Consider the following 11,279-nt stretch of genomic DNA (forward strand, 5'->3'; position numbering starts at 1 on the left):
TGAATGATCTTGCTCACATGCCCACCCGAGGAGTTGTCAGTGTCCGAAAAACAAACCACGACCATCCAACCGGTGGTCCAGTCGGTAGAAAAAACGACGAAAGCGCGCAGAGCAGCCATCGCAGGCGGTGTGGGCACGCTGATCGAGTACTACGACTTCAGCCTCTACGGCTACATGGCCGTGATCATCGGGCCGCTGTTCTTCCCGAGCGATCGACCCGTCACCTCGTTGCTGTCTGCTCTCGCGGTTTTCGGTACCGCCTACCTCGTCCGCCCCTTCGGAGGCCTGGTATTCGGCCACATAGGAGACCGATACGGGCGCAAGAAAGCCCTGATGGCAACACTGATCTGCATGGGCGCGGGAAGCACGGCGATGGGGCTACTCCCCACGCCGGCCCACATCGGGATCTGGGCCGCGGTCCTTCTCGTGGCGGTGCGTGTAGTGCAGGGGTTCTCCGCTGGTGGAGAGGTCGGCGGGTCCGCGACGTTCATTGCCGAATCGGCGCCGGCGAACCGCAAAGCCACCTATGGCTCGTTCACGCCACTGGGTGCGACAGGTGGTTTCGCCCTGGCCGCCGCGGTGGCAGGCGTCGTTTCTGCCCTGACGAGCGATAGTCAGATGGAATCGTGGGGATGGAGGCTTCCGTTCCTGCTAGCACTTCCACTCACGCTGTTCTGCCTCTGGGCGCGCACGCGAGTGGAAGAAACATACGATTCTGCCGAAGCCGACAAGTCGATCCATTCACCGGCCGGCGCAATCTTCCGACGTCAGCCGAGGGCGCTCGCCCAAGCGGTGGCCATCAGTGCAGCCGTCAACGGAACTGCGTACATCGGTCTGACGTACATGACCATCCATCTGGCCAAGCAGCTCGGATACGACGCCACCCCGGTGTACTGGGTAGCGACGATAGCTATCGGCATCTCGGCAGTATGCATGCCGCTGGGTGGAATGCTCGGCGACAAAATCGGATTGGTGCGACTGATGACCATCGGCTTCGTCGGGTACATCGTGCTGACCTACCCGATGATGAGCATCATGCAATCCAGTTTGCTCGTCGCCACCCTTGCATACGTGGTGATCATGCTGAATACCGTTGCAGCGCAAGTGGGTGCATACACGGTCCTTCCTCAACTCTTCGAGAAGGAATCCCGCTACACCGGAGTTGCTCTTGGCTGGAACTTCGGTGTCATCATCGCCGGTGGTACAGCGCCTTTCGTTGCTGTCTGGCTCGTCGAATACACCGGCAACGTGCAATCCCCGGCGTACTTCGTCATCGCCCTTGCGATCGTCGGACTGATCGCACTCTCGACTATTCGGCACAGCCACACCTCCCGTGCCGACCTGCAAGCAAACTGAACCAACCAGACCAGGAGAAGCATCGTGAAAGCATGGCGCATAAACAAACTCGGCGAGCCCCGAAATGTTCTCGACTTCGAGGAGGTGCCCGATCCAGCGCCAGGAGCAGGGCAGCTACTGGTGCAAGTACTCGCTGCACCGGCCAATTTTCCCGACGTGTTGTTGTGCCGAGGCGAATATCAAGTCAAGCCGACGTTGCCCTTCACCCCTGGTGTCGAACTCTGCGGCAGGGTCGTCGCGGTCGGAGACGGCGTCACCAGGTTTGCAGTCGGTGACCGAGTGGTCGGCACCCCGACCTTACCTATCGGTGGCTTTGCCGAGTTGTCCGTACTGGACGAAGAGAATGCGTTTGCCGCCCCTGCATCATTGGACGATGCTGAAGCATCTGCGTTGACTATCGGCTACCAGACGAGTTGGTTCGCTCTGCATCGGCGCACCCAGTTGCAGCCCGGTGAGACGCTACTGGTGCACGCCGCCGCGGGTGGCGTGGGAAGTGCCGCAGTACAGCTGGGAAAAGCGGCAGGTGCCAAAGTGATCGGTGTCGTCGGCGGTCGAGACAAGGTGGAGTACTGTCGCCAACTTGGAGCGGATCTGGTGATCGATCGACGGCGTGAGGACTTCGTCCCACTCGTCAAAGAGTTCACCGACGGCCGCGGCGCCGATGTCGTCTACGACCCGGTCGGGGGCGACTCGTACATGAAGTCCACGAAATGCATTGCATTCGAAGGGCGCATCCTCATCATTGGGTTCGCCGGCGGCACTATCCAAACCCCCGGGCTCAATCATGCGCTGATCAAAAACTACTCGATCATCGGGCTGCATTGGGGGTTGTATAAGCAGTACAACCAGCAAGCGATGCACGAGTGTCATGCCGAGCTGACCAGGCTTGCAGATTCTGGTGCTATCAAACCGATGATCAGTGAGCGGCTGCCCCTTGCTGACGTCGCAGACGGGATTGGACGCCTCGGCGAGGGAAAGACCGTCGGCCGCATCGTATTTCAGTTCTGATTTACCTGACACGAGAACTTCCGCGCTCACGAGGATGTTCATCACCCATGGCTGCAAGCAGGAGCGGAGTGCTTTCGCGCTCCGCTCCTGCCTGGTGCGTTACTTCTGGAGATGGTGCGTTACTTCTGGAGTTGCGCGACGATCTTTTCTGCAACCTCGGTGCTCGACTGCGGGTTCTGGCCGGTGACGACGGTGCCGTCGACGACGGAGAACGGTCCCCACGCAGGCCCGACCTTCAGATCGGCGCCGGCGGCGCGGAGTCGGTCCTCGAGCAGCCACGGTGCCTTGTCGGCCAATCCTGCCTGGCGCTCTTCGTCGTTGGTGAACCCGGACATCACACGCCCGGCGAACGCCCATTCGCCGTCGGGCTTCGTTGCGGAGAGCAGGGCAGCGGGGCCGTGGCAAACCGAGCCGATGACCTTTCCGGCGTCGAGCATGGTGATAAGCAGCTTGCCTAGAACCGGGGAGACCGCGAGGTCTTCCATCGGGCCGTGCCCGCCCGGGATGTAGATGGCTGCATAGTCATCGGCCGAGACGTCCTCGAGCTTCAGCGGTGCTGCGAGCTGGTCGTCGAGTGCGTCCAGTGCGGCGCGCTGGCGAGCGGATTCGTCTGCGCCACCGGTCGATTCGGGGGCGAGGCTGGTTTCGTCGACCGTCGGGCGGACTCCGCCCGGAGTGGCAATGGTGAAGGGGATTCCGGCGTCGTTGAAAACGGACAGCGGGCTCAGCAGTTCCTCGGCCCAGAATCCCGTCGGATGGAGGGTTCCGTCGTTGAGGGTCCAATGGTCCGAGCCTGTGACGACGATCAGTACTGAGGTCATAGTTGTACCTTCCGTTCTTGGTTGGCTTGATGTTGTCTTCAACGTCCGTTGACCGTCGACCATTCCGCGGCGAGGGAAGTCGCCCGTTCCTGCTCGATTTCCAGGGGGTTCCGGGTGTCGACGCGTGAGCCCGTGCGGGGCAGGCCGACGGCGACGATGACGGCGCTCAGGGTGAGTCCGACGGCGCCGATGACGAAGGCAATGACGTACGACGACTCCTTCGGCAGCCCGATGGGGAGCAGCTGACTGCTGAGGAGGGTAATGACTACCGCGCTGGCCAGCGAGCTGCCGACCGAGCGGGCGATGGAGTTGACGCTGTTGGCGACACCGGTCTGATCGGGGCGCACCTCGTCGACGATGAGCGCAGGCATCGCCGCGTAGCCGAGGCTGACTGCACTGTTGATGAACAGCACTCCGAGGATGATCTGCCAGCTGGCGGTGTGGAGAACGGCGATGAATGCGAAGCCGACAGCGCCGACCAGGGAGGCGAGGATCAAGGTGAAGCGGCCACCGAAGCGGTGCACGAGGCGTCCGCCGATCGGTGCGACGACGACTCCGGCCAGCGCGCCGGGCAGAAGATAGACGCTGCTGGCGGCGAGGACGCTGGCGGAGAACCCGTAACCGACCTCAGAGGGGGCCTGCACGAACCCGGAGACACCGAGGAACGAGACGAACATCGCGACGCCGATGAGGAGGCCTGCGGCGTTCGTGACCATGAACGGGCGGTTGGCCAGAAGCGTCGGCAGCACGAGCGGCTCGTCGACCCGGCGTTCGAGAACGATCCAGAGCGCGAAGACGATCACCGATGCGACGAGGCAGCCGATGGTGGCGGGCGAGGCCCAACCCCATTCGTGACCCTGTGAGAGCGGTAGGAGCAGTAGTACCAATCCGGCGCCGAGCACGCCGCCGCCGAGCCAGTCGATCTTGCCGCCGCCCGCTGGGCCGTGCTTGGGGACAGTGACCGCTGCCAGTACCAAAGACACCAACGTGACGCCTAGGGAGAGCCAGAAGATGCGGTGGTAGTCGCCGCCGTCGCGGGTCAGTAGCCCGGTGAGCACCAACCCGATGCCGCCGCCGATGCCGAGAGTGCCGCTGACCACGGCCATCGCGCCGGTGAGCCGCTGCGCGGGTAGTTCGTCACGCAGCACCCCGATAGCGAGGGGGAAGAGACCGAACGACGCGCCCTGCAGAATCCGCGCGAGGATCAGCAACGGTAGCGAGGTGGTCAGCGCCGCCAGCAGCGAACCCGCCGCTACGACGAGGAGGATCCCCAGAAGTACCGGGCGTCGGCCGCGTACGTCACCGAGCCGTCCGAGTATCGGGGTCAGGACTGCAGCGGCCAGCAGGTTTGCGGTCACCGTCCAGCCGACCGCGGAAGTGGATGCGTCCAGAGCTTTGCCGATGTCTGCCAGTACCGGGATGACCACTGTTTGGAGCAGCGCGACGACCATCACGGTGACTGCGAGCGCCGGGATCAGCACTCGGCCGGTCTGCTTTTCGGTGGTGCTCATAGGTCTCCTCATGTTTGTGCAGACGGCGCGGTGTCGCTGCACTCGGAAAACAGTAGTCCACAACTATGTTGTGTACAACTGAGGGAGCTGTGAGCTGCGCCATAAGTCGGACGGTAGCGTTTGGTGACCGACTTCGACACATAAAGGGGACGAATAAATGCGTTTCGTGACGGCCGGTGAATTTACCGCGGAGCAAGCTTGGGGCGCGCAGCTGCTCGCGTCCGTCGACAACGCCACTGTCCGCCTGCATTGGACTGACAGTGCGTACGTCTGGCACGTCAACGATGGCACCGAAGTGTTCGTCGTCGTCGACGGCATCGTGGACATGCACTACCGGGACTCTGAGGGCGAGCACGTCGAAAGACTCGTCCCCGGAATGATGTGCGTGGCCGAGGTCGGTGACGAGCACAAGGCGGTGCCGGTCGGGGAAGCGCGGATCTTGGTCATCGAGCAGGCTGGATCGATCTGACGGGTGCCTCCTGGGTAGCTCTGGTCTTGTCGGCGTGCTTCTGGCTGGAGTGTTCGAGCTCTGAATGGGTTGGGGTGCAGCAGTTTTATCATGCGCGCGCAGCAGCTCCTGGCGTCGATGTGGTGTGGCTGGGCGGCGGCGCCCGCCCGGTGTTGATATGAATCCCGTTCTACACGGCAGGTTTTCGTCTTCGGTGGTAGCTGGGTCTGGGTGTTCGGTGCGGGTCAACGGTGACTGGCGGGATGACGACGGGGTGGCCGTCGTCGCCGAATGCGATTTCCCATCCGTCGTTGTGGATGGCGCGGTGGCATTCGCTGCAGACGAGGGCGAGGTTGGTCACGTCGGTGGGCCCGCCGTTCCGCCAGAAGACGACGTGGTGGAGCAGGCACCAGTCGGCAGGGCGCCCGCACATGACGCAGCATCGGTCCCGAAGGATGACGGCGGTACGTTGGGCGGTTGTGCCGAGGCGGACTGTCCTGCCCATTGCTAGGGGGATTCCGTTGTGGTCGATGATGATCGGCGTCAGGTCGGCGTCGCAGCTCAGGAGTTGAGCGAGGTTTTTGCTGATGGGGCCGGTCCACCCGAGGCGGAAGGGCCAGTCGGGACTGTCTGTCCCTGTCCCTGTCTCGGCGGAAACGGCTGCTGCGTTCCCGCCCATTTTCGCCTGTGCTTCGGGGGTGAGTAGGTCCCGCAGGTTGACGGTGACGTTCACCTGCGGCCTCGACGCACCCTGCTCGGAGGCGTTCCCGGTGAGGTGTGTGTCGAGTAGCTCGGAGAGCGCGTCGGCCTGGCGATTCGATGGACTCCTGGTGTCGAGGGTGGCGTCGGGTTCCGGTTGCGGCTTCGACAGCGGTGAGAGGACCGCCCGCAGCTTTTCGGCGAGGATTTTGTCGACGTCCCCTCTCAGAGAGGTGCGTCCGTCGGATTGGAGGTAGAGGTCGAACCTGTTGAGCGCTGGGTTCTCCGATGCCGGTAGCGGAGGCGGACCCTCGGGCACACCACCGTTACAGTCTTCGGCCTTCTCTTCGTGCTGGTCTTCGTATTTGTCTTCGGGTTCGACTGTGTCACCAAGCTTTTCCTGCTCCCGGCGTTCGTCTTCGCGTCGTTGACGTTCGCGCTGGGCTTCGTCGTAGCGGGCGCGGGCGTCGTGAGCAACGGCGTGGGCGAGTTCGTGTGCCCGCTTCTGTACCTTCGCGCCGGTCGCGTCGAATGCGACGCCGAGTAGGTCGTCGACGATGTCGGCGATTCGGGTGCTGCCGAGCGTTGGATCGGCGGTGCGGATGTGGGTGTAGCCGTCGTAGATTTCTCTGACGTGCGCGACGTGGATGTCGCCGTCGGTGAGGGCCTTCGATACTGCGGGCCAGTGGGTGAGCCAGTTGGCGGTGTCGAATTGTCGGGCGGCGTTTCCGTCGGCGACGCGGGTTCCGGAGGCGAGCCACCGCGTCGGCGTCGAATATTTGAGGGTGACGTTGAGGCCGCGTCGGGAGAATTCGGCGAGGAGTGCGTATTTCTGTGCAGCGAAGTTGTTTTCGGCGTGGGTGATGTCGCTGATGCCGGACACGATCTCCTGATCGGAGAGTGTGTCTGCGCTGCGAAAGTCCCCCAACTTGTGCATACGAAAAAAGATACAACGCCCTACCGACAAGAACTCGAAAGCAGCCGGGCGTAGCCTCGACGGCATGCGTCGCTCAGCTGTGTGGTTGTCGCTCGTGGCGGTGGTGTGTAGCTCGTGCAGTTTTGGGTTGCAGATGGTCGGCATCGACACGGTGTCGTTTCGGCCGCCGACTGCATCAGTGGTGGAGTCCGCGGATTGCTTGTCGCGGGACGTCTATACAGCCTTGACAGGTGTGGGGCCCTGGGATCCGGCTATTACGTCCACGACGCCGGAAGTTGTTTATCCACCTTCGGGTTTCGAGCCGGTCGCGGTGGTGCGGTGCGAGCGCGGGGTCAGCAGCTCGGGTGAGATGTCGGTGGATTCGGTGGGTCTGCAGGGTGATGTGGGTGCTGTCGCGGACGCGTTCTCGGTTAGTTCGTCGCGGTATGCGGACAATATCTCGGCCAGCTGTGTCTTTGCAGTGGAGGTTCCGGCGGGGTTGTGGCTCGTTGATGATGCTGGACAGGCTTTTCGGCCGGCGTGGCCGAGCGCTCCGTGTGGGTTTCAGGATGATCCGTTGGAACCCCTCGGGATGCTGGACGAGGTGTCGCGATCCGTCCACCCGACGGGTGTCGCCATCGCTCGCGGATGCGCCTGTTGCACAGCCCTGTTCGCTGGATGCGACGCAGATGGCGTCGACCGTTCTGCTGCGGCCTGATGGCTCGGGTGGAACTCGGGTGTCGTTCGAGCTCGACGGGTGTCGACGTGCCGTAGGATTCGATGGGTTCCGGGAGTTGCCCGACGCGGTCCTCGCCGTTCTGTCTCGTCCCTGACCCGCGGTTTCAGATGGTGATGGCGATCTTTCCGCAGACACCTCCTGATTGCAGTTCGTCCAGGGCTTCGGGCACGGAATCGAGCGGGTAGGTGCGGTGTATGTGGGGGACGATGTGGTGGCGTTCGATGATGTCGGCGAGGCGCTCCAACTCCTCGCGCCGGGTGCGCGCTGTCACCACTGCGTAGCGCTGTCGCTTCGGGATCATGCGCGCAGCGTTGAGGAATGACTTTTCGAAGCCTCCGGTCCAGGGGCCGCCGGTTTCGTTTCCGACGAAGACTGCTGTTCCGTCGTCGGCGAGGATTCGGCGGAGCTGCGGTAGTGGTGTGCCGCCGGCGATGTCGAGGATGGCGTCGTACTTGTGTTGGGTGGTGGTGTAGTCCTCGCGTTGGTAGTTGATGACGTGCTTTGCGCCCCAACTGGTTACGGCTTCGGCTTTTGCGCTACTGCAGACTGCGGTCACTTCGGCGCCCCTGGCGGCGGCGAGCGCGACGGCGTAGCTGCCGACCCCGCCGGAGGCTCCGATGATCAGCAGGCGTGTGCCTGGTTCGACGCGGGCGGCGTCGAGGGATTGGAGTGCGGTGAGCCCGGATTCGGCGAGGACGGCAACGTGGGCGTCGTCGAGGCCGGTAGGTGCGGGTGCGAGGGATTTTGCGTCGGCGATGGCGTATTCGGCGAGTGAGCCTTTCGCGATGCCGAATACTCGTTGTTCCACATGGAATTCGGTGACGCCTTTGCCCATGGCGACGATGTCTCCGGTGACGTCGAGGCCGGGGATGCGTCGGCGTGGTGTTCGGAGTCCGGTGAAGGGGCGCATCACTCGGGGGAGGCCGGTGAGGAGGTGGATGGTGCCTCGGGAGATGCCGGCGCCTCGTACTTGCACGAGTATTTGGCCGGGTCCAGCCGTGGGGATGGCGGTGTGGCCGAGTACGAGTGTTTCGCTGGTTCCGTAGCGCGGCTGCAGTATCGCGCGCATCGTGTGTGCTTGATCCATCAGCTGGCCTCCGGAAAGTTGACAACGTACAAAGTACGTTACTCTGGAATGATGGTAAAGGCACGCGCTCCACGAAACTCGCTGACGCGAGAACGCGTCGTGGCCTGCGCTGTAACCTTGGCGGATCGTGACGGCGTACCGGCGCTGACGATGAGGGCGCTCGCTGGCGAGCTCGGGGTTCGCCCCATGGCGATCTACAACCATGTCGCCAACAAGGAGGACATTCTCGACGCGCTCGTCGATCACGTTTTCGGCGAGGTCTACCTGCCTGTCGCGGACGGGGTGTGGAGTGAAGAGCTGGCGAGTAGGTCGCGGTCTCTTCGCCTGGCGCTGGGTCGGCATCCGTGGGCGACTGCGTTGATGGAGACGCGGGTGAGTCCAGGGGAGGCGACGTTGACCAGCCATGAATCTGTGCTCGATGTGCTTCTGTCGAACGGCTTTTCGCTGTCCGGCGCTGCGCACACTTACGCGGTGGTCGACGCGTTCGTCTATGGTTTCGCGCTGCAGGAGAGCATGCTCGCGAGCATCGACCTTCCGAGTTCGGCGCCGAAGATTCGGGAGTCGATGGATCTGACGAGCTTCCCGCGGATGGCCCAGTTTGCCGGGGAGCACGTGATGCAACCGGGGTATTCGTTCGCGGATTCCTTCGAAGTGGGGCTGGCGATGGTCATCGACGGCGCGGGCGCGCTTCGGTGACGACCGTGCACACAAGGCTTCCGCAGAACGGGGACCACGGCATGGACGATGGCGGGGGTGACGAACCTCGAACGATCGCTCCATCGAGGTCTTTGTTCTCGAGGCTCAATCGAATCAACCGGGCTCCTATGCTGGATAAACCGACCCGTACCGGACGAAAGATCGGATTGTCGGTGCAGACGGTATCGCCGACATGGCCCTACTGCGGCACGGGGCGGTGGGCACCCTAGTTGCTCGATTCGATGAGAAACACCCCGGCTCGCTCGTCACCTGTAGCACTGACGCACAAATTATGTTGTGCTAGTTCGTATTCCAGCGTGCGGGAGTCGATCACGTTCCACAGGTACTCGACGTCCGTCGCGTCGATCTCGTTGCTACCCTCACTCGTTCGGTAGGTCATGTGCCACTTCATGGTTGTGTCATCGATGCGCTCCGCCCACGCAGAGCCGTGGTAAGTGCGATTGCCGACCTGTTCGCGTGCCATCTCGAACTCCGGGACGGCAGTCGATGTGGTCGGCTGTTGGAGGTTGATTACCGCGCAGCCTCCGGTCCGCAGCCCTGTGGCAATCACCTGCCAAAGTTTCTCTCGCGCAGAGCGGTCGAGATGGCCGAGAGTATTGATCATGACAAGGGCATCGAACGATTCGGGGAGTCGCGCCGCCGGGAACGGCTGGTTCTCGACCGTCACCCTGGAACGCATGTCGGTATCGGATGCGATGCGATGTAACAAAACAGCGCGGAGGGGACTCGACGGCTCAATCGCCACGATCCGTGCGTTCGGTACCGCATCGCAGATGACACGGATTCCGAGACCGGTACCAGCCCCGAGTTCCACGATCTCTCGGACACCATCGCGGATCCCGGTCAAGGCCTCACTGACGATGGGGGCCATGGATTGCCATTGCCCTGCGCTGAGGAGATCGAGATGGTCGGCAGATCGAATGTACGGGTCTGTATACGCGAACACGTGGGTCCTTCAGGTTGTCCCATCCGACCAGCCAAGCGTCGGCTATCATTGACAATGATAATCACTTGCAACAATAGCGGCCAATTGGCCGCCGATCGGAGATGCTTGTCATGTACGACGTTGTCATCGTGGGCGCAGGTGCAAGCGGACTCAGCGCAGCGCTGGTGCTCGGGCGCCAGAAAAGGTCAGTCCTGGTGATCGACGGTGGGAAGCCACGCAACGCACCCGCGGCCGAAATGCACATGTACCTCGGCCGCGACGGCGGCGCACCGGCTCAGCTCCTCGCCGACGGGCGCGCCGAGATCGACGCTTACCCGACGGTCGAGCGGGTGGCCGGTCAGGTCAGCGCGGTCGGCGGAGTCGACGGTGCATTCGAGGTGACGATCGGCGACGGGGCACCGCTGCAGGCTCACAAGCTGTTCTTCGCCACCGGCGTCACCGATGTTCCGTGGGAGATCCCCGGCTTAGCTGAACTGTGGGGGTCGGGGGTGTTTCACTGCCCCTTCTGCCACGGATTCGAAACTGACGGACTGACGCTCGCTGTCCTGGCGAACGGTTCGAATGCTGCGCTCGCAGCCTACGTCGCAGACCGGTTCTCCGACGATGTAGTGGTGTGCACCGACGGCCCTTCGACCATTCCGGATCCGTTGCGCGCGATGCTGGACAAGGTAGGCGCACAGGTAGTGGAGACTCCGGTTACCCATATCGAAGGCGAACTCGGCTCCCTGACGGTGCATTTCGCCGACGGCTCCGTTCTCGAACGGCAAGCCCTCTATCACCGTGCGCCGACAACTCCCAACACCACACTCACCCGTACGCTGGGGTGCGAGCACTTCGACGACGGTTGCGTGCGGGTCGACGAATTCGGAAAGACTACCGTTCCGGGAGTGTCCGCCGGTGGCGACGCGGCGCACCTTGCCGCGGTGCCCGAGCCGGTGACCTTGGTGGCCTCGGCGGCCGCGGACGGTGTCCGCGCCGCAGTGTGGTTGGAACAGGATCTGTTCAGCGAGGCATTCGCGAGCTGACGTCCG

At 63.0% G+C, this 11,279-nt stretch carries 11 protein-coding genes; 6 read left to right on the forward strand and 5 right to left on the reverse strand.

Features of this window, described 5'->3' with window-relative positions:
- Positions 1-39 precede the first annotated feature (39 nt).
- Entirely contained in the window at positions 40-1,356 is a 1,317-nt protein-coding gene (locus tag QMK32_RS22875) for an MFS transporter (RefSeq protein ID WP_283477722.1), read from the forward strand.
- Between the two features lie 24 nt (positions 1,357-1,380).
- A complete protein-coding gene (locus tag QMK32_RS22880) occupies positions 1,381-2,364 on the forward strand; it encodes an NADPH:quinone oxidoreductase family protein (RefSeq protein WP_283477724.1) in 984 nt (327 codons plus the stop codon).
- A gap of 119 nt (positions 2,365-2,483) precedes the next feature.
- On the opposite strand, the gene QMK32_RS22885 is transcribed toward QMK32_RS22880, so the two are convergent.
- Complete coding sequence (locus QMK32_RS22885) at positions 2,484-3,185, reverse strand: type 1 glutamine amidotransferase domain-containing protein (RefSeq protein ID WP_283477725.1); 702 nt, start codon at positions 3,183-3,185, stop codon at positions 2,484-2,486.
- Between the two features lie 38 nt (positions 3,186-3,223).
- Positions 3,224-4,696, reverse strand: a complete 1,473-nt coding sequence (locus QMK32_RS22890) for an MFS transporter (protein ID WP_283477726.1) — start codon at positions 4,694-4,696, stop codon at positions 3,224-3,226.
- Between the two features lie 157 nt (positions 4,697-4,853).
- Here QMK32_RS22890 and QMK32_RS22895 point away from each other — a divergent pair, with 157 nt between their 5' ends.
- Positions 4,854-5,165: a cupin domain-containing protein gene (locus tag QMK32_RS22895; RefSeq protein WP_283477727.1), complete on the forward strand. Its 312-nt coding sequence runs from the start codon at positions 4,854-4,856 to the stop codon at positions 5,163-5,165.
- A gap of 169 nt (positions 5,166-5,334) precedes the next feature.
- Here QMK32_RS22895 and QMK32_RS22900 read toward each other — a convergent pair whose 3' ends face one another.
- The gene (locus tag QMK32_RS22900; RefSeq protein ID WP_283477728.1) at positions 5,335-6,780 is read right to left on the reverse strand and encodes an HNH endonuclease signature motif containing protein; all 1,446 of its coding nucleotides are present in this window, start codon (positions 6,778-6,780) and stop codon (positions 5,335-5,337) included.
- Between the two features lie 64 nt (positions 6,781-6,844).
- On the opposite strand from QMK32_RS22900, the gene QMK32_RS22905 reads away from it, so the two are divergent.
- A complete protein-coding gene (locus tag QMK32_RS22905; protein ID WP_283477729.1) occupies positions 6,845-7,477 on the forward strand; it encodes a hypothetical protein in 633 nt (210 codons plus the stop codon).
- A gap of 124 nt (positions 7,478-7,601) precedes the next feature.
- Here the strand turns inward: QMK32_RS22905 and QMK32_RS22910 are convergent, their stop codons facing one another.
- The gene (locus QMK32_RS22910; RefSeq protein ID WP_283477731.1) at positions 7,602-8,585 is read right to left on the reverse strand and encodes an NAD(P)-dependent alcohol dehydrogenase; all 984 of its coding nucleotides are present in this window, start codon (positions 8,583-8,585) and stop codon (positions 7,602-7,604) included.
- Positions 8,586-8,633: 48 nt separating this feature from the next.
- Here QMK32_RS22910 and QMK32_RS22915 point away from each other — a divergent pair, with 48 nt between their 5' ends.
- Entirely contained in the window at positions 8,634-9,281 is a 648-nt protein-coding gene (locus QMK32_RS22915) for a TetR/AcrR family transcriptional regulator C-terminal domain-containing protein (protein ID WP_283477732.1), read from the forward strand.
- A 226-nt stretch (positions 9,282-9,507) separates the two neighbouring features.
- Here QMK32_RS22915 and QMK32_RS22920 read toward each other — a convergent pair whose 3' ends face one another.
- Complete coding sequence (locus tag QMK32_RS22920) at positions 9,508-10,248, reverse strand: class I SAM-dependent methyltransferase (protein ID WP_283477733.1); 741 nt, start codon at positions 10,246-10,248, stop codon at positions 9,508-9,510.
- Between the two features lie 110 nt (positions 10,249-10,358).
- Here QMK32_RS22920 and QMK32_RS22925 point away from each other — a divergent pair, with 110 nt between their 5' ends.
- Positions 10,359-11,273 carry an NAD(P)/FAD-dependent oxidoreductase gene (locus QMK32_RS22925; RefSeq protein WP_283477734.1) on the forward strand — a complete coding sequence of 305 codons (915 nt, stop codon included), beginning with the start codon at positions 10,359-10,361 and terminating at the stop codon, positions 11,271-11,273.
- The last annotated feature ends 6 nt before the right edge of the window (positions 11,274-11,279 follow it).

This window comes from Rhodococcus sp. H29-C3 (assembly GCF_030063405.1).
Lineage (GTDB): Bacteria > Actinomycetota > Actinomycetes > Mycobacteriales > Mycobacteriaceae > Rhodococcoides.

What these genes read in the sequence shown, in the direction of transcription:
- QMK32_RS22895 (WP_283477727.1), top strand. Translation starts at nt 4,854, where the DNA reads ATGCGTTTCGTGACGGCCGGTGAATTTACCGCGGAGCAAGCTTGGGGC.
- QMK32_RS22905 (WP_283477729.1), top strand. Translation starts at nt 6,845, where the DNA reads ATGCGTCGCTCAGCTGTGTGGTTGTCGCTCGTGGCGGTGGTGTGTAGC.
- QMK32_RS22890 (WP_283477726.1), bottom strand. Translation starts at nt 4,696, where the DNA reads ATGAGCACCACCGAAAAGCAGACCGGCCGAGTGCTGATCCCGGCGCTC.
- QMK32_RS22925 (WP_283477734.1), top strand. Translation starts at nt 10,359, where the DNA reads ATGTACGACGTTGTCATCGTGGGCGCAGGTGCAAGCGGACTCAGCGCA.
- QMK32_RS22885 (WP_283477725.1), bottom strand. Translation starts at nt 3,185, where the DNA reads ATGACCTCAGTACTGATCGTCGTCACAGGCTCGGACCATTGGACCCTC.
- QMK32_RS22900 (WP_283477728.1), bottom strand. Translation starts at nt 6,780, where the DNA reads ATGCACAAGTTGGGGGACTTTCGCAGCGCAGACACACTCTCCGATCAG.
- QMK32_RS22915 (WP_283477732.1), top strand. Translation starts at nt 8,634, where the DNA reads ATGATGGTAAAGGCACGCGCTCCACGAAACTCGCTGACGCGAGAACGC.
- QMK32_RS22910 (WP_283477731.1), bottom strand. Translation starts at nt 8,585, where the DNA reads ATGGATCAAGCACACACGATGCGCGCGATACTGCAGCCGCGCTACGGA.